This window comes from Nocardia sp. NPDC051900 (genome assembly GCF_044452545.1).
GTDB lineage: Bacteria > Actinomycetota > Actinomycetes > Mycobacteriales > Mycobacteriaceae > Nocardia > Nocardia sichangensis.
In genome coordinates this window covers 113,814-130,560 of the sequence record NZ_JBITBU010000004.1, presented here as the reverse complement: position 1 = coordinate 130,560, position 16,747 = coordinate 113,814, and the positions used below count along the sequence as shown (strand labels likewise).

Annotated in this window: 16 protein-coding genes; 10 read left to right on the top strand and 6 right to left on the bottom strand. The window is 69.4% G+C overall.

Annotated features, from left to right (window positions below; all coding sequences use genetic code 11):
* Position 1: 1 nt before the first annotated feature.
* On the bottom strand, positions 2-1,501 hold the full coding sequence (locus tag ACIA5H_RS07760; RefSeq protein ID WP_397074670.1) for a condensation domain-containing protein: 1,500 nt from the start codon (positions 1,499-1,501) through the stop codon (positions 2-4).
* Positions 1,502-1,672: 171 nt separating this feature from the next.
* On the opposite strand from ACIA5H_RS07760, the gene ACIA5H_RS07755 reads away from it, so the two are divergent.
* Positions 1,673-2,302, top strand: coding sequence for a TetR/AcrR family transcriptional regulator (locus tag ACIA5H_RS07755; RefSeq protein WP_355078424.1), 630 nt, complete (start codon positions 1,673-1,675; stop codon positions 2,300-2,302).
* Between the two features lie 12 nt (positions 2,303-2,314).
* Here the strand turns inward: ACIA5H_RS07755 and ACIA5H_RS07750 are convergent, their stop codons facing one another.
* Entirely contained in the window at positions 2,315-5,362 is a 3,048-nt protein-coding gene (locus ACIA5H_RS07750; RefSeq protein WP_397074667.1) for a tetratricopeptide repeat protein, read from the bottom strand.
* A 107-nt stretch (positions 5,363-5,469) separates the two neighbouring features.
* Here ACIA5H_RS07750 and ACIA5H_RS07745 point away from each other — a divergent pair, with 107 nt between their 5' ends.
* The 5 genes from ACIA5H_RS07745 to ligD all read left to right on the top strand — a co-directional run bounded on the left by ACIA5H_RS07745 (position 5,470) and on the right by ligD (position 9,467).
* Positions 5,470-5,703 carry a hypothetical protein gene (locus tag ACIA5H_RS07745; RefSeq protein ID WP_355078426.1) on the top strand — a complete coding sequence of 78 codons (234 nt, stop codon included), beginning with the start codon at positions 5,470-5,472 and terminating at the stop codon, positions 5,701-5,703.
* A gap of 19 nt (positions 5,704-5,722) precedes the next feature.
* On the top strand, positions 5,723-6,823 hold the full coding sequence (locus tag ACIA5H_RS07740; protein ID WP_397074665.1) for an SPFH domain-containing protein: 1,101 nt from the start codon (positions 5,723-5,725) through the stop codon (positions 6,821-6,823).
* A gap of 2 nt (positions 6,824-6,825) precedes the next feature.
* The gene (locus tag ACIA5H_RS07735; RefSeq protein ID WP_379255461.1) at positions 6,826-7,257 is read left to right on the top strand and encodes a cold-shock protein; all 432 of its coding nucleotides are present in this window, start codon (positions 6,826-6,828) and stop codon (positions 7,255-7,257) included.
* A 126-nt stretch (positions 7,258-7,383) separates the two neighbouring features.
* Positions 7,384-8,469, top strand: coding sequence for an ATP-dependent DNA ligase (locus ACIA5H_RS07730; RefSeq protein ID WP_379255460.1), 1,086 nt, complete (start codon positions 7,384-7,386; stop codon positions 8,467-8,469).
* Positions 8,466-9,467 (top strand): non-homologous end-joining DNA ligase, encoded by a 1,002-nt coding sequence (gene ligD, locus ACIA5H_RS07725; protein WP_379255459.1) that lies wholly within the window; start codon positions 8,466-8,468, stop codon positions 9,465-9,467. Before ACIA5H_RS07730 ends, ligD begins: the two co-directional genes overlap by 4 nt.
* A 6-nt stretch (positions 9,468-9,473) precedes the next feature.
* On the opposite strand, the gene ACIA5H_RS07720 is transcribed toward ligD, so the two are convergent.
* Entirely contained in the window at positions 9,474-10,232 is a 759-nt protein-coding gene (locus ACIA5H_RS07720) for a hypothetical protein (RefSeq protein ID WP_397074662.1), read from the bottom strand.
* A 230-nt stretch (positions 10,233-10,462) separates the two neighbouring features.
* Between ACIA5H_RS07720 and ACIA5H_RS07715 the strand changes: the two genes are divergently transcribed.
* Complete coding sequence (locus tag ACIA5H_RS07715) at positions 10,463-10,789, top strand: hypothetical protein (protein ID WP_379255455.1); 327 nt, start codon at positions 10,463-10,465, stop codon at positions 10,787-10,789.
* Here ACIA5H_RS07715 and ACIA5H_RS07710 read toward each other — a convergent pair.
* Together ACIA5H_RS07710 and ACIA5H_RS07705 are read right to left on the bottom strand one after the other, a co-directional pair.
* The gene (locus ACIA5H_RS07710; protein ID WP_355078431.1) at positions 10,771-11,466 is read right to left on the bottom strand and encodes a helix-turn-helix domain-containing protein; all 696 of its coding nucleotides are present in this window, start codon (positions 11,464-11,466) and stop codon (positions 10,771-10,773) included. The genes ACIA5H_RS07715 and ACIA5H_RS07710 overlap by 19 nt on opposite strands.
* Complete coding sequence (locus tag ACIA5H_RS07705) at positions 11,450-12,595, bottom strand: acyl-CoA dehydrogenase family protein (protein WP_379255453.1); 1,146 nt, start codon at positions 12,593-12,595, stop codon at positions 11,450-11,452. The genes ACIA5H_RS07710 and ACIA5H_RS07705 overlap by 17 nt, the downstream gene beginning before the upstream one ends.
* A gap of 342 nt (positions 12,596-12,937) precedes the next feature.
* Between ACIA5H_RS07705 and ACIA5H_RS07700 the strand changes: the two genes are divergently transcribed.
* From ACIA5H_RS07700 to ACIA5H_RS07690, 3 genes are all read left to right on the top strand, one after another.
* The gene (locus ACIA5H_RS07700; RefSeq protein ID WP_379255451.1) at positions 12,938-13,870 is read left to right on the top strand and encodes an alpha/beta fold hydrolase; all 933 of its coding nucleotides are present in this window, start codon (positions 12,938-12,940) and stop codon (positions 13,868-13,870) included.
* 98 nt (positions 13,871-13,968) lie between these two features.
* Positions 13,969-15,399: an SDR family NAD(P)-dependent oxidoreductase gene (locus ACIA5H_RS07695; RefSeq protein WP_397074658.1), complete on the top strand. Its 1,431-nt coding sequence runs from the start codon at positions 13,969-13,971 to the stop codon at positions 15,397-15,399.
* Between the two features lie 46 nt (positions 15,400-15,445).
* The gene (locus ACIA5H_RS07690; protein WP_355078435.1) at positions 15,446-15,835 is read left to right on the top strand and encodes a DUF2784 domain-containing protein; all 390 of its coding nucleotides are present in this window, start codon (positions 15,446-15,448) and stop codon (positions 15,833-15,835) included.
* A gap of 14 nt (positions 15,836-15,849) precedes the next feature.
* Here the strand turns inward: ACIA5H_RS07690 and ACIA5H_RS07685 are convergent, their stop codons facing one another.
* Positions 15,850-16,608: a thioesterase II family protein gene (locus tag ACIA5H_RS07685; RefSeq protein ID WP_397074655.1), complete on the bottom strand. Its 759-nt coding sequence runs from the start codon at positions 16,606-16,608 to the stop codon at positions 15,850-15,852.
* Between the last annotated feature and the right edge of the window lie 139 nt (positions 16,609-16,747).

Sequence of the window (16,747 nt, the reverse complement as noted above, 5' to 3'; positions counted from 1 at the left end):
CTCACCGCCGCCCGGCGGACCAGTCCGTCAGCAACGGGGTGACCGGACCCCGGTAACCGGCGGCCAGGAGTTCGACTGTGGCGGCGAACAATTCGGTGAAAGCGACCGCGGTGCCCCGCTCGAACAGCGCGGCCGGGTAGATGAATACGCCGTCGATGCCCGCGGGCGCGCCGAGCCGGTCGTACCGGTCGACGAGACCGAATTCGAGGTCGTGCTTGGCGCGGACGATTCCGGTGTCGACCTCGGTGATGCTCACTCCGCCGGAACCGTCCGCCGCGGGCTGGGCGGCCGCGCCGCGCTGGAGGATGAGCGTCGCTTGGAACAGCGGGCAGGCCGCGTCCTGCAGCAGGCAGCGCTTCAGCCGCTGGCCGGGTGTATCGGGATGGGCGAAGGCGGCCAGCGCCACCCCGCGCACCTGATCGAGCAGTTCCTCCGCGTCGGCGGCGCGGTCGAGCCGGACGCGCATCAGCACGTCGTCGGCGAAGTTGCCCACCAGGTCGTCGAGCAGCCGGTGATCGCGGCCCGCGACCGCGGTGGCCACCGTCACGTCGGCGCTGCCGGAGAAAGCGCCGACGGCCACCGCGAACGCGGTCTGCAACACCATGAACAGGCTGGCTCGCGCCGCGCACGCCCGATCGAGCAGCGCACGGTGCACACCGGCGGCGAACGCGACCGGTACGACGGCACCCGCGCTCGCACCGCCTCGGCGGATGGCACGAGGCCGGACGCAGGGGAAATCGAGCACCGGCGGCCGACCGGCCAGGGTGTTGGCCCAGTACCGCAACTGCTGCGTGGCGCGGCTCCATTCGTCGGAGTAGTCACCGAGCTGGGCGTGCTTCCACAAGGTGTAGTCCGCGTAGTCGATCGGCAGCGGCGGCCAGTCCGGCGCGGCTCCGTCCTGTCCGGCGAGGTAGGCAGTGCCGAGATCGCGCAGCAGCGGGGCCACCGACCGCCCGTCGATCGAGATGTGGTGCACGACCAGCACCAGCACCACCTCGTGCGGTCCGAGCACGCACAGCCGGGCGCGAAGCGGCAGGCCGGTCTCCAGATCGAACTCGATCGCGGCGAATTCCGCGATATGCCGCGGCAATTCGGCTTCGGTGGCCAGGACGACGTCGGTCCGCCCCCCGGCCTCGTCCGCGGGGACGATCACCTGGGCCGGGCCCGAGGCGGTCCTCGGGTAACGGGTGCGCAGCGGTTCGTGCCGGGCGACGACGTCGTCGATCGCGGCGACGATCCCCTCGGGCCGCAGTGCCGGTCCGGACAGTCGCACCGCGCGAGTCACATTCCAGTCACTCGAGTTCCCGGCCCGCGCGGCGTGCCACATCCGTTCCTGCGCGGGGGCGAGCGGGATGTGCGCCGGACGCGGCCCACGGGCCAGCGGCAGCGGCCGCCGCGGCGGCGGGACAGGCCGAACCGCCGGTCGTACGGGGCGCATCCCCGCATGCCCGAGTACGTGACCGATTCCTTCGGACGAGATCGCCGCAGCGGAGTTGTGCACGCGCCGTCACCTCCACTACCGAACCACCGAGCAACCCAGGGAAGGTAACCAGGTCGAGTAAACCGTCAGTTACCGCACTGTGACGGCGCGGAATCCAGTTCGGCAAGACCGGGGAGGGCGGGGCGGGTGCGCGCGGCGCCGGGGCGCGCCGCCAGGCACTATCGTTGGGCCGTGCAGACAGGTCAGGACGCAGACGACGACGGGGGCCCACGGATCTGGGGTGGGACGACGCTCACCGAGCGCAGGGAGACGCGGCGGGCGGCGCTGTTGGAAGCGGCGCTCGATCTGATCGGCGAGTCGGGCGCGAGCGGGGTCACCATGCGGGCGGTGTGCCGTAAGGCCAATCTCACCGACCGCTACTTCTACGAAAGCTTCGCCAGCCGCGACGAGCTGCTCGACGTGCTCTACCGTCAGGTCGCCGAGGAATTCCTCGAACCCATGACGGCCTTCGCCGCCACCGACGACCCGTCCCGCGATCGCGCGCTGTCGGAGATCCTGGTGGACAAGGTGCTCGCCGACCCGCGCAAATCGCGGCTGTTCCTGGTCGAGCCGTATTCCAGCACCGGGCTCGGGCAGACCACCTTCGCGGTGATGCCGGTCTTCACCCGGATCATGCAGGACCATCTGTTCGGCCACATCGACGATCCGGTCAAGCGCAGGCTGGCGGCGGTGACCATGGCCAGCGGGAACGCGGGCATGTTCTCGGCATGGCTGAACGGCTCGCTGCGCGCCACCCGCGAGCAGATCATCGAGCATTGCCTCGCGATGCTCACGGTGTACCGCTCGCTCTACCGTCCCTGACCGCCCCGCGCGTCACCCGGTGCGGCCGGACGGTAGGTCCCCGGACCGGCCCCGCCAGTACGCCAGCGTGTTCTGCGTCCGGATGGTGGCGCCGTGACTGGGGCCGAGAGCGCGCAACTCCGCGACCAGCAACACCTCCAGTTCCGCGACGGCGCGGGTCAGGTCGCCGTGCCGGGCGCGGCAGCCCGCGAGTTCGTTGCGGGTGTCGAAGGTGTCCGGATGGTCCGGGCCGAGCACGCGCAACCGGTCGCCGAGCAGTTTCTCCAGGTCGGTGATCGCGCCCGCGAGATCGCCGCTGTCGGCGCGGTAGGCGGCCAGTTTGCCGCGGGTGAGCAGCGTGTCGGGGTGGTCCGGTCCGAGCACCCGCAGACGATCGTCGAGCAGCCGGGTGAACTCCGCGCCCGCCCCCGACAGATCACCGCTGCGCGCGCGGAACGCCGCGAGGTTGTTGCGCGCGCCGAGCGTATTGGGATGGTCGGCGCCGAAAACGCGCAGATAGTCGGCTACCAACTGCTCGAATTCGGCCCGTGCGCCTGTGAGATCGCCGCTTGCCGCCCGCCAGTACGCCAGGCTGTTGCGGGTGCGCAAGGTGTCCGGGTGATCGGCGCCGAGCACGCGGGCGCGGTCGGCGCGCAGCTGTTCGAACCGGTCGATCGCCCCGGCGAAGTCGCCGACGTCGCCGCGATTGGACGCCAGGTTGTTCCTGGTGCGCAAGGTTTCGGGATGGTCGGGCCCGAGCAGGCGCAGCCGGTCGGCGAGCAGATGCTCGAACTCCTCGCCCGCGCCGGAGTAGTCGCCGCAGCGGGCGCGGTAGCTCGCCAGCTTGTCGCGGGTGTCCGAGGTGGCCGGATCGTCGGGTCCGAACACCCGCAACCGGTCGGCGAGCAACTGTTCGAAATCGGCGACTGCGCCGACCAGGTCGCCGCTCTCGGCGCGGTGATATGCCCACCGTTCCCGCGTGATGAAGGTGTAGGGATGGTCCGGTCCCAGTGACTCGGCGAAGTCGGGCGTCCACGCCGCCCACAGGTCGCGGTCGTCGGCCGACCTGCCGGTCTCCAGTTTCTCCAGGAAGTCGATGGCCAAGGCGGCATCGCCGTAGGCCAGGCAGTGGCGTACGGCCGCGCCGCGCGCGTAGTCCGCGGCCCGGTCGCCTCCGTCGGCCTGGATCGCCGCGACCAGGGCGCGGTGGGCGTCCGCGATGCGCACGCCGAGGCGGTGGCATTCCGCGCCCAGCGCGGGCAGGAACGCGCTGTGGGTCACGCCGAGCGACTCGCGAACGGTGCCGGGATGACTGCGGGTGACCAGGGTGCCGAGATTCACGGCGATGTCGCGGACCCGGGCGGCGCTGAGGTCGACGCCGAGCGACAACAGCGCCGAATCCAAGAGCTCCAGCGGCAACACCGGCCCGACACCCGCCGCGACCAGCACACCGAGCAGAGCCGCTGTGTCACCGGTGGTTTCGGGATCGAGCCCGCGCAGCGCCGTCTCGACCCGCAGCGCGATGACCCGGTCGAGGCCGATCCCGGAGGCCACCGCGCCGTCGGTCAATCCCGAAGCGACCTCCAGCAGGATGCCTGCGACCAGCCAGCCGCCCGCCACCACCCGCGAACCGCTCGCGTCCGTGGGGGTCTCCGCCAGCAGCCGCTGGATCCAGCCGATCCAGTCGACCGGGCCCAGCGGCGCCGTGCCGCGCGCGGAATCCACCACGGCGGCGATGTCGTCGGCCGCCGGTTCGGCGATATCGATGCGGTACATGTGCGCCAGCCCCGGATCGTCCTCCACGCCGGTGCCGGGCCGGATGCCGACGATCACGCGCACGTGCCGAAGATCCTCGCGGCCGGTCAGATCGGCGATCGCGGCCACGAGCAACCGCCTGGTCCCCTCCTGCGGCTGGTTCAGTCCGTCGAACACCAGGGTGACCCGGCGGCCCGCCGTGGACAGCCGCGCCAACGGGCGGCGGACCAGGATGTCGAAGATGTCGAACTCGTCCCTGGGCCGGTGCGCCCTGGCCGCGCGCGCCGCCTCACGGAAGCCGGGCACGCGCGCGTCGAGCTGCGCGGCCAGCTCAGCGGCCACGGACTCCACCGAACTGTTCACCGTCAGGAACACCGCGGCGGTGATGTAGTCGGGGGTGACGGCGAGCCCGTCGACCAGGCTGGGGCGGATCAGCATCGCCAGCAGCGTGGACTTGCCCACGCCCGCCGGACCCAGCACCGCACGCAGCCGGTGGCTGCCCGCGTCGACGATCGCGTCGAGACGCTCGCGCACATCGGGCGTCAGCAGCAGACGCCGGGTGAGCTGGTCGACGAATCCGGCCGCGGAGCGTCCGCTCACCGCGTCGCGGTGGCGCGCGGTGTTCGGCACCAGCCACAGCCCCGGGTCGACGCCCTGTGCCGTGGACACCGCGCCGGAACTGAACGACAGATGCTGCGGCTGTTGATGGGTGCACTGCACGGCGATCGGATCGACCAGGTCCGAGGGCAGCAGGTTCTCCCCGCGCAGCGGCAGGCCCAGGTCGAAGGTGGCGAGCATGGTGCGGGTGAAGCATCCGGAGTACGCGGGCCCGTCGCCCGAGGCGACCAGCAGTTCCATCCGGCCGCCCGACTGCGCCAGCAGATCCGTCCACCGGCGCGCGGCCCCTTGGACGCCCTGCCCCGCCTCGCAGGCGTCGACGAGCAGCACGAGCCCGTCCAGCGCGGCGCGGTCGAGCCGCTCGCGGATCTCTTGGGTCAGGTGAAACGCGTTGTGCGAGGTGGGATCAGCGGGTGAATCGTGGCCGAGCAGGTAGAAGTCCTCGGCGCTGGTCGCCACGCCGTGCCCGATGAAGCCGAGCAGCAGGGTGGCCTGCCGCTGCGATGCCGCCGTGAAGGCCGCGTCGACGGCCTCGAGCAGTTGCGCGGCAGTGGGATTCAGCACCGGGCCGTCCAGCTCGATGGCGGGCCGCCACCCGCCCGCTGCGGTCAGACTCCCGTACAAGCCGTTGGCGAGTTCTTCGGTGAAACCCAGATCTCCCAGCGCCGCGCATTCCGATCCCACCACCAGCGCCAGCCGACCTCCCATGCAAGAAACATACTCGCGCCGCCGCGCCGTTCCGCCGCACCGATACCGAAAGGCGCTGTGCGAGACGTAGGGTGACGGTCCGAGAGCCGGAAGAAGGAGATCGCGCGATGACCGACCCGGTGGTGGGTTTGACGGGTACGCTCACATCGCCGATCCGAGGTGCCGGGACGCTGAGCGAGGTCCTGGTCGCGATTCGCGGGGGAACCGAGCTGTACATCGCACAGTCCGCCGAGCCGATCCCGGCCGGTGCGACCGTGCTGGTCATCGCGGTCCATCCGGGGCGCGTCGTCGACGTCGTCCCGTGGATTCCGCTCACCCCGGACCCGGCCGCAGAAACCTGAAAGAGCAAGGGAGACAGACGTGCTGGGCTACCATGTGCCGGACCCGGACGAGGCGATGCTGGTCAGCGGCGGCAAGAGCCGCGACAACACGCCGTTCAAAGTAGTCATCGGACGCGGCGCCTGGGTGATTCCGCTGTTCCGCAAGGTGCGCTACCTGTCGCTGGCGATGTTCGAATCCGAGATCAAGGAGCGGTGCGTCACCAAACAGGCGATCCAGCTCGACGTCCGCGCGGTGATCGCGTTCAAGGTGGCCAACGACACCTCCTCCATCGTGAACGCCGCCCAGCGGTTCCTCTCCGAACAGGAGCGGGAGATGTCGGTGCTGACCGGGCGCATCTTCTCCGGGCACCTGCGCTCGATCGTCGGCTCGATGACGGTCGAGGAGATCATCCGGGAGCGGCAGAGACTGGCCGACGAAGTGCTCGTCGCGTCGAAAGTCGAGATGAGCAACATCGGCCTGTGGGTCGATTCGTTCCAGATCCAGTCCATCGACGACGGCAACCTCGGCTATATCGCCGCGCTCGCCGCCCCGCACAATGCCGCCGTCCAGCGCGACGCGCAGATCGCGCAATCGCAAGCCGCGCAGGCGGCGGCGCAGGCCGAGCAGGAATCCCAGCGCAGGCAGGCGGAATATCAGCGCGAGACGGCGATCCTGCGCGCGCAGTACCAGCGCGACATCGACAAGGCCAACGCGGAGGCGGCGCAGGCGGGCCCGCTCGCCGAGGCGATGGCGTTGCAGGAGGTGCTCACCGCCCAGGCCGAGCAGGCGCGCAAGGAGGCCGAGCTGCGTGAGCAGCAGTTGCAGGCCGAGGTCGTCAAACCCGCTCAGGCGGAAGCGGATCGGGTGCGCATCCTGGCCGAGGCGGAAGCCGACCGGACCCGGATCCAGGCCGAGGCGGCCGCGTCGAACAACCGCATCGCGCTGGATCAGTTGTTGATCGAACAACTTCCGGAAATCGTGCGGCAGGCGTCGAACGGGTTGGCGAACGCGAATCTCACCGTGCTGAACGGACCGGACGGAGTCAGCGAACTGGTGAACGGAATGGTCGGTCAGGGACTGACCGTTTTCAATTCGCTGCAAAAGGCGCTTTCCTCCGACGACGGCGAAAAGGCGCGTTAAAGTTGCCCAGTAGCGACGGCGACGAGGAGCGGGTGTTGGTGTCCATCGGGAAATTGGTGTCGTTCGACAGCTCTCGGGGATTCGGATTCATTCGGCCGGAGGACGGTGGACCCGATGTGTTCGTCCACGTCAACGACATCGGCCTGGACGAGGACGAGTTGCGACAGGGACGGGTGTTCGAGTTCGAGGTGACCGAAGGCGACCGCGGACCCAAGGCGGTCAATCTCACTGTGGTCGGCGGGTCGTCCGCACCCCCCGCCCGGCACAAGGGTAAGGACAGGGCCGGTTCGGGACAGCTCACCGTCGCCGAGCACCAGCGCCTGATCACCGAGCTGCTCCTGGACGCCAGCCCCGCGCTCACCGCGGGTGAGATCCTCACCATCCGCGACCGGCTCACCGCGTTCGCCGACCAGCACGGCTGGCTGGAGAACTGACCGGCGAAGTCCACGAACCTGTCGGGGCACCCGCCTACGATCGAGCCGAGGCCGCGGCCGCATACCGATGAGTTCGGTCCGCGCGCACCGTCGACATTGGTGAGGATCGAACCCGAGGAGGATCGCGTGGATCTACCGGTGATGCCACCAGTGCGGCCGATGCTGGCCAAATCCGCGCCCGCGGTGCCGCGCGAGCCGGGCCTGAGCTACGAACCCAAATGGGACGGTTTCCGTTGCATCGTGTTCCGCGACGGCGCCGAAGTGGAACTCGGCTCGCGTAATGACCGGCCGCTGACCAGGTATTTTCCCGAGGTCGCCGAATTGCTGAAGCAGGCGCTGCCGGACCGCTGCGTGGTGGACGGCGAGATCGTGGTGGTCACCGAACAGGGTCTGGATTTCGACACCTTGCAGAACCGGCTGCATCCGGCCGCGTCCAGGGTCGCCAAGCTGGCCGCGGAGACGCCGGCCAGTTTCGTGGCCTTCGATCTGCTCGCCCTCGGCGACAAGGATCTGACCGGGGAGCCGTTCATCGAACGCAGGCGGCTGCTCGAAACGATCCTGGACACCGCGCTCGCGCGCGTGCACCTGACTCCGCTCACCCACGATCCCGACGTCGCCGAGGACTGGTTCACCCGTTTCGAGGGCGCGGGGTTCGACGGCGTGATGGTCAAATCCGACGACCTCGCCTATCTCCAGGACAAGCGGGTGATGCTGAAGGTCAAGCACGAGCGCACCGCCGACTGCGTGGTGGCGGGTTTCCGCTGGCACAAGGACGGGGCCGGGGTCGGCTCGCTGCTGCTCGGACTTTTCGACGACGAGGGCCGCCTGCACCACGTCGGCGTGGCCAGCAGCTTCACCGCGGCCCGGCGCAAGGAACTGGTCGAGGAGCTCGCGCCACTGCGGGAGAACGCGCTCGACAACCATCCCTGGCGGGATTGGGCCGACGCCGCGGCGCAGGCGGCGGCGGAGGGCAAGATGCCCGGCGGCGTCAGCCGCTGGACCGGCGGCAAGGATCTGTCCTGGGAGGCGTTGCGGACGGAGCTGGTCGCCGAGGTGCGCTACGAGCACGTGCAGTCGGGACGGCTGCGCCACGGCGGCAGGCTGGTGCGCTTCCGCACCGACCGGACGCCGGAATCGTGTACCTACGCGCAGCTGGACGAGGTCGCGCCCGCGGAATTGAGCACGCTGTTCGGCGAAGGCGCGGCGCGATGACCGAGTCCGTCGACATCGAGACCGACGGCCGGACCGTCACGATCAGCAATCCGGGCAAGATCTATTTCACCAAGCGCGGCGAGACGAAACTCGATCTGGTGCGTTACTACCAGGCGATCGCCGAGCCGTTCCTGAATGTGGTCGGCGGGCGTCCGCTGCTGCTGGAGCGGTATCCCGACGGAGCGTCCGGCAAGTCCTGGTTCCAGAAACGGGTGCCTAAATCCGCGCCGGACTGGCTGCACACCGTGGAGGTGTCCACACCGAACGGCACCACCAGCGACGCCCTCGTCGCCCACGATCTCGCCCACATCCTGTGGGCGGTGAACCAGGGATGCCTCGGGTTCCACGTCTGGCCCAACCGCGCCGACAATCTGGAGATCGCCGACGAGCTGCGCATCGACCTCGATCCTTCGCCGGGCATCACCTTCGCCGATCTCCGGCACGCCGCGATACGCACCAGGGATCTGCTCGCCGAACTCGGCATCGAATCCTGGATCAAGACCTCCGGCTCACGCGGCTTGCATCTCTACTCGGCGCTGGAACCGAAGTGGGACGGTTATCAGGTGCGGGCCGCCGCGGTGGCGCTGGCCCGCGAATTGGAGCGCCGGTTCCCGGAGGACATCACCGCGCAGTGGTGGAAGGAAGAACGCGGCAACCGGGTCTTCATCGATTTCAATCAGAACGCGCCGCACAAAACGGTGTTCGGCGCCTGGTGTGTGCGGCCGAAGGTCGGCGCGCAGGTCTCGACGCCGATCAGCTGGGCGGATCTGGATTCGGTGGTGCCCGACGAGCTGACCATCGCGACCGTCCCGGCACGCTACGCCGCATCGGGCGACCCGTGGGCCGATCGTGCGCCCCAGTCCATCGCCCCGCTGCTGGAGATGTCCGACCGGGACATGGCGGCCGGTCTCATGGACGCGCCGTGGCCCCCGCAATATCCGAAGATGCCCAACGAACCGCCCAGGGTGCAGCCGAGCCGCGCCAAGAAGGCCGAATAGCGAGCGTTATTCGGTCCACAACACCCAGGTGCCGCTGCGGCCGCTGAGTTCGCACACCAGGGCCCGGCCGTCGGCGGTGCGTCCGGTCTTCGCCCCGGAGGCGTCGCACTTCGACCCCGCTTGCTGCACGGCGGTCGCGACGACGTGCGGGCCCGCCCACTGGTAGCCGCCGGAGGTGGTGAGGCAGATCAGGGTGCCACCGTCGGCGGCGCTGCCGATCTGGCCGAGCTGCGCCTCGCTGCACGACGAACCTTTCGTGACCGGTCCCTGGCTCGCTGACGGCGTAGTGGTCACAGCGGGGCTCGGCGCTGCCGCCGTGGTCGTCGCCACCGGACGCTCGACGGTCGTGGGCACCGACGCGACGGGCGTGGGCGCGATCACGGACTGACGGTTCATCACGTCCGGCAGCCGGTTGCCCGTCAGCAGGACGAACCCGGCCACCGCGGTGATCTCGGCGACGCCGAGCAGCAGCGCGAACATCGCCATGACCCGGCCGCGCGGGTGACTGAAGGCGATGAAGCCGAACACGATGGCGACCGGGAACAGCCCCAGCAGCGCCCCCACGAGCGCGACGATCGCGTACGGATTGACGATCGGCGGGATCTCCACCCGCAGTCGGCCGGTTCGGCGGCGGCTCGGCGGCTGCTCGGGCCAGCGCTCGTCCTCCTCGTCCGCCCAGCCGCCGTCGGGCTCGGGCTCCGACCAGCGATCCTCCGGCCGCGCCTGCGGCCAGCGATCCGTATCACGCCGTTCTGCCCGTGTCATTCAGGTCCCTCTCCACACCAACACCGCGCAGGAACCTCGGACTGCCCGGACCCGCCCCGATATACCGACACAGAATAGGGCGCGCGCGGCGAAAAGTTGATTCGAAGTGTCGGATATTTGTGATCGGGCCGTAATAACAAACGTGTCGCAACTCTCGCGAATCTGTTAGCCGAGGCGCATGCTGGTCGACATACGACCCACCTGACCGCGGCCTTTCTCCAGGAGGATCCATGTCCGATAAGACGACCTCGAGCGGCCGGGATACCCCGCATTGGCATGCCAGGGCCGGAGATTTGCTCGACGACAACTTCAACCTCCCGGGCATCGTGTTGTGCACCCTCGGCGTCGTAGCGCTGGCCTGTACTCTGACCGCCGCCGGATACGGGTTCACCGGCTGGACCGGTGTCGGTGTGGTCGTGACGGCCGCGCTGTGGATCACCGGCGTCGGCGCCCTGCTCGTCGAACATCACCGGGAACAGGCGATCGAACTGAAGCACGGCCGCCAGGGCCACGGGCCGGGCGCCTTGCGTCCGATTCGCTACAGCGGGGAGCGGTGATCCGGGCCGCCGGGTGACTGCCTGCGGTCGACCTTGGGCAGCGATTCGGTGACCAGCGTCAGCAGCATGTCGCACAGCAGCTCGTGCACCTGCGCGCGGGTGAGCGTGCCGCGCGTGATCCATTCCCGGCCCGCGACCTTGACCAGACCACCATAGGCACGCACCATCGCTCGCAGTTCGGCGTCGTGTGCCGAATCGGCGAGGCCGACCATCAGCAGCAGGCGCTCGGCCGCCGCGTCGTCGGCGGCGTCGAGAATCTGCTGCACCTCGGGATCGTCGCCGACGCCCTCGTGGCTGGTGACCTTCACCCAGGTGCTGCCGTGCTCGGCGATGGTGTCCAGCAGCCAGCGCACGCTGGCATCGACCCGCTCACGCCAGCTGCCGGTGGGCACGACCATGTTGTCGAGCTTGGGCAACGTCACCATGCGCCGCACCACCGCGAGATAGAGGTCGCGCTTGTTGCCGAAATAGTGGTTGATCAGACCGCGCGCGACGCCCGCGCGCTGCGCCAGTTCGGCGGTGGAGACGGCCGCGTACGGGCGCTCGCCGAACATGTCGATCGCGCAGGCGAGGATCTGCGCGCGCCGCTCGTCGGGTTCGAGCCTGCGGCGGCGCGGTAGCGCCGGGTCGGCGCCACCGTCCGCGGCCGCACTCCTGGTGTCAGAGAGACCGGGCAATGAGATCCTTCATCACCTCGTTGCTGCCCGCGAGGATGCGCAGGACGCGGGCGCCGGTGTAGAGCTGGGAAATCGGATACTCCGTCATGTAGCCGTAGCCGCCGAACAGTTGCAGGCAGCGGTCCACCACGATACCGAGCTGATCGGTCAGCCAGTATTTCGACATGGCAGCGCTGGGAATGTCGAGTTCACCGCGCAGGTGCTTGTCGATGCAGTCGTCGAGGAAGGTGCGCGAGACCTTGGTGACGGTCGCGCACTCGGCGAGTTCGAACTTGGTGTTCTGCATGGCGAACAGCGGTTTGCCGAACGCTTCGCGGCCCTTGGTGTAATCGACGGTGAGCTGCACCGCCTTCTCCATCATGGCGACCGCGATGATCGCCGTGACCAGGCGTTCCTGCGCGAGCATCTGCATCATCTGGTAGAAGCCCTGCCCCTCGGCGCCGCCGAGGAGGTTGGACGCGGGCACGCGCAGGCCGTCGAAGAACAGCTCCGCGGTGTCCTGGGCCTTGCCGCCGATCTTGTTCAGGATGCGCCCGCGCTCGAAACCGGGAGTGTCGTCACCGACTTCGGCGAAGATCAGCGAGACACCGGCCGCGCCCTTGGTCGGGTCGGTTTTGGCGGCGATGATGATGCCATCGCAGAGCCAGCCGTTGGTGATGAAGATCTTCGAGCCGGTGATGACGTACTCGTCGCCCTCCAGTACCGCGCGGGTCTTGATGTTCTGCAGGTCCGATCCGGTGCCCGGCTCGGTCATGCCGATGGAAAGCACGATCTCGCCGCTCGCGGCCTTGGGCAGCACCCGCCGCTTGAGTTCCTCGGAACCGAACTCGTACAGGTACGGCGCGATGATCGAGCTGTGCACGGGGATGCCCATCGATCCGTCCCCGGCGCGGGCCTGCTCCTCGATGATGGCGGCTTCGTGCGCGAACGTACCGCCGCCACCGCCGTATTCGGCGGGAATCGCGGGACACAGCAGGCCGAGTTCACCGGCCCGGTTGTACAGCGCGCGATCGGGGTGCCCTTGCGCGACGAATTTCTCCTCATGAGGCACGACCTCCTTCTCGAAGAAGGTCTTCGCCAGGTCTCGTACCGCCTCGACCTCGTCGTCACTCCACGCCGCGCGCGCCATCGCTGGATCCTTTGCTAGCTCCGGTCCGGCCCCTTCGCCGGTTACGGCTCAGATTCCCGAACTATTGGCGAGTTGTCAACAAGGAAAGCGAGCCGCCGTCACGGCCACCCGGAGCGCCCGGATGACCAGGCCCGACCGCGAGTGGAGGCGGGCAGCCTGCCGAGTGCCGACGAGAAACCGCCGCCCGTGCCGCGATTCCGGTGGTGAGCTGCGCCATATTCGGACGTTTTACCTTTCCCTCCAAGGGTCAATCCTTCGTACTGTCCGTATCGGAATTACTGACATCGGGCACGACGGCGACGTGCCATCGGATCGGCAGCCGGCAGCGAATGAGGTAAGGACATGACCGAACTGCTCGACACCACCGAAACGCCCCGACCGGACCGCACCTGGACGGTCGACCGGGACGGCGCCGAACTCGCCGTCTTCGAATGGGGTGATGCCGCCGCGGAGCCCTTGGTGCTGGTGCACGGCCTCACCGACACCCATAGCGTGTGGTCCACGGTCGCGGCCCTGTTGGCCGACGGCTTCCGGGTCATCACCTATGACGTTCGCGGCCACGGTGATTCGGCCGTTCCCGCCGTACTGTCGGAATATCGCCTCGGCACGCTGGCGGAGGACTTCTTCGCGGTGATCGACGCCGCCAGCCCGCGCAGGCCGGTGCACACATGCGGCCACGGCTGGGGCGCGGTGCAACTGTGGGAAGCGGTCTGCGACGAGCGTGCCAACACCCGCATCGCCTCGTTCACCGCGATCGCCGGACCGAACCTCGATCATCTCGGCCTGTGGCTGCGCGCGCTGGCGCCCCGCGCCGGCCGCGAACTCCGCGATCTGGGCTGGTGGTTGCACGGTGCGCGCTGGGCGCTGACGCCCGGTCCCATGGCCCGCAGGCTCTACCCGCCCCGCCTGCGCGGCCTGCTCGTGCGCGGGCTCGGGGGAGTCTCGCCGCTGCCCGCGCGGATCGCGCGCACCTGGCGTGGCGATCTGCTCGCAGGCGCGCGCATCGCGCAGGCGAATCTGCTGCACCACCTGGGCAAGCCGCGGGTGCGCAGGACCGCCGTCCCGGTCCAGCTGCTGGTCGACACCACCGACCCGTTCGTCCCGGCCGCCGTCTACGACGCCTCCGCGCGCTGGGTCGACAAGCTGTGGCGCTGCGCCGTCCCGGCGAATCACTGGCTGCCGATCACCGAGCCGTTGTTGGTCGCCGAGGCCATCGCCAACTTCGTCGACGACCTGCGCGCCGACCGCGCGGCGATCACCCCGCGCAGCAGCTGACCACGGCGTACCGGACGGGGCGCGGGCGACCGGTCCGGCGAGTTTGCGACAATGGGCCGGTCGTCTGCCCAGCTCGATGAAGGATGTCCCCCGCCGCGATGGCCGAAAGCATGATCGATCCCGAGGACCTCGCGACCTGTCTTCGGGTCCTGGAGCAGGCCGGAGCGCTGGAGAAGGACCATCCCGACTCGGTGGCGGTGCAGCGCGCGGTCGGGCACATGTTCAAGAAGCTCAAGCAGCGGCGCCGCTCGGATGCGCGCGCGGCGGTGTCGGCCGCCGACCGCGCGGTGGTCGCCGCGACCGCGACCGGCTCGCCGAACCGGATCGATGACGAGACCGCGGGCATCCCGATCAGCTCCACCACCACCGGAGCCAGCGCGGGCACGCTGATCCGCCCGCGTCCCTGCTACATCTGCAAGCAGCGCTACACCCGGGTCGATGCCTTCTACCACCAGCTGTGCCCGGACTGCGCGACGCGCAGCCACACCAAACGGGACGCTCGTACCGATCTGACCGGAAGGCGGGCACTGCTCACCGGCGGCCGCGCCAAGATCGGCATGTACATCGCGCTGCGCCTGCTGCGCGACGGCGCGCACACCACCATCACGACCCGCTTTCCCAACGACGCGATCCGGCGTTTCGCCGCGATGGACGACAGCGCCGACTGGTTGCACCGGTTGCGCATCGTCGGCATCGATCTGCGCGATCCGGCCCAGGTGGTCGCCTTGGCCGACGATGTCGCCGCCCAGGGCCCGCTGGACATCCTGATCAACAACGCCGCACAGACGGTCCGTCGCTCCCCCGGCGCCTACAGCGCTTTGGTCGAGGCGGAATCGGGTCCGCTGCCCGCGGGCGCGCTGCCGGAGGTGGTCAGCTTCGGCAAGACCATGCAGGCGCACCCCACCGCGCTGACCGCCTCGCTCACCCCGGCACTCACCGCCGCCGATGTCGCCGAGCTGGCCTTGGTCGCCGGATCGGCGACGCCGGAACGGATCGCGCGCGGCGTCGCGATCGACGCGGGCGGCCTGGTGCCCGACCTCGCGCACACCAACAGCTGGGTGCAGACCGTCGCGCAGGTGGATCCGACCGAACTGCTGGAAGTGCAGTTGTGTAACTCGGTCGCGCCGTTCATCCTCGTCTCGCGCCTGCGCCCGGCGATGGCGGCCGCCGCGGCGCGCCGGAAATACGTCGTGAACGTCTCCGCCATGGAAGGGCAGTTCTCCCGCGCCTACAAGGGCCCGGGACACCCGCACACCAACATGGCCAAGGCGGCGCTGAACATGCTGACCCGCACCAGCGCCAGGGAGATGCTCGAGCAGGACGGCATCCTGATGACCGCGGTCGACACCGGCTGGATCACCGACGAGCGCCCGCACTACACCAAGCTCCGCCTCGCCGAAGAGGGTTTCCACGCCCCGCTGGACCTGGTCGACGGCGCGGCGCGGGTCTACGACCCCATCGTGCAGGGTGAGAACGGGATCGATCTGTTCGGCTGCTTCCTCAAGGACTACCAGCCTTCCCCGTGGTAGCGGCCGACCCGGGACCCGCCGCGCGAGGGAAGGTTACGCTGGAGGCGTGCTCTACCGGCTGTTGGCCGACGCCACCGCCGTCACGCATTTCGCGTTCGTGGCCTACGTGGTGGTCGGCGGGTTCCTCGCGTGGCGCTTCGGGCGCACGATCTGGCTGCACGTGCTCGCGGTCTGCTGGGGATTCAGCACGATCGTGTTCGGCATCGACTGCCCGCTCACGTATCTGGAGAACTGGGCGCGCGAGCGTGCCGGGGAGCAGCGGCTGCCGTCGAGCGGCTTCATCGATCACTACATCACCGGCGTGATCTACCCCGAAAGCGCACTCGGGCTGGTGCGGGCAGTCGTGGCCGCGCTGGTGGTGGCGTCCTGGATCGGCTATGGGTGGGCGCTGCGCAGGCGGGCCACCCCGGCCACCCGTGTGCACGCACCGCACTGACGAGGCGGCCCTGCTCAGGCGGCGAGGTGGCGCTCCACGAAGCTCGCGACCTGCGCGCCGTGCTCGTCCAGGTAGAAATGCCCGCCGGGGAACGTCGCCCGATCGAATCCGCCGCTGGTGTGCGCTCGCCATTCGTCGGCCTGTTCGGGTCGCATCGTCGGGTCCTCGGTGCTCACCAGCGCCGCGATGTCGACGCGCAAAGGTTCTCCCGGCTGATGACGATAGGTCTCGACCGCTCGATAATCCGCGCGCACGGCGGGCAGCACGAGTTCGGCGAGGCCCGGCTCGGCGCGCAGCATCTCCAGTGGAGCGGGATCCGAGGCCAGCCGTACCAGCTCATCGATGAGCGCGTCGTCGGAGGCCAGGTGCAGCCGCTGCGTCTCCTCGAATGTCGGTGCGGGACGGCCGGAGACGAACAGGGTGGCCAGCGGCTGCCCGGCGCGCTCCAGCCTGCGCGCGGTCTCGAACGCCACGGTCGCGCCCATGCTGTGGCCGAACAAGGACAGCGACGCGATCTCGCCCTGCGCGAGCACCTCTCGCGCGATCCGGTCCGCCAGTGCGGCCAGGTCGGTGATCAGGTCGTCGCCCAGCCGGTCCTGCCGCCCGGGATACTGGACCGCGGACACCGCGACACCCGGCCCGAACCGCTGTGCGAGATCTCGGTATGCCGTGGCCGAGCCTCCGCCCGGCGGGAAGCACAGCAGGTGATGCCGCACGACCGCCTCGGATCGCAGCGTCCGCAACCACTCCGAGTCGGTGATACCGCCTGCCATGTTCGATCTCCCTTCTCCGTCGCATGTCCCGGCACGCGGCCGGACCAGACCACGGTAGTCGCCACGGCCGCCGCATCGGGTGAAGCCTTCAGGCGACCACACGGTCGCCAGGTCGGGTACGACCGCGCGATCGGCCGCA

What these genes read in the sequence shown, in the direction of transcription:
- ACIA5H_RS07750 (WP_397074667.1), bottom strand. Translation starts at nt 5,362, where the DNA reads ATGGGAGGTCGGCTGGCGCTGGTGGTGGGATCGGAATGCGCGGCGCTG.
- ACIA5H_RS07745 (WP_355078426.1), top strand. Translation starts at nt 5,470, where the DNA reads ATGACCGACCCGGTGGTGGGTTTGACGGGTACGCTCACATCGCCGATC.
- ligD (WP_379255459.1), top strand. Translation starts at nt 8,466, where the DNA reads ATGACCGAGTCCGTCGACATCGAGACCGACGGCCGGACCGTCACGATC.
- ACIA5H_RS07720 (WP_397074662.1), bottom strand. Translation starts at nt 10,232, where the DNA reads ATGACACGGGCAGAACGGCGTGATACGGATCGCTGGCCGCAGGCGCGG.
- ACIA5H_RS07715 (WP_379255455.1), top strand. Translation starts at nt 10,463, where the DNA reads ATGTCCGATAAGACGACCTCGAGCGGCCGGGATACCCCGCATTGGCAT.
- ACIA5H_RS07705 (WP_379255453.1), bottom strand. Translation starts at nt 12,595, where the DNA reads ATGGCGCGCGCGGCGTGGAGTGACGACGAGGTCGAGGCGGTACGAGAC.
- ACIA5H_RS07700 (WP_379255451.1), top strand. Translation starts at nt 12,938, where the DNA reads ATGACCGAACTGCTCGACACCACCGAAACGCCCCGACCGGACCGCACC.
- ACIA5H_RS07695 (WP_397074658.1), top strand. Translation starts at nt 13,969, where the DNA reads ATGGCCGAAAGCATGATCGATCCCGAGGACCTCGCGACCTGTCTTCGG.
- ACIA5H_RS07685 (WP_397074655.1), bottom strand. Translation starts at nt 16,608, where the DNA reads ATGGCAGGCGGTATCACCGACTCGGAGTGGTTGCGGACGCTGCGATCC.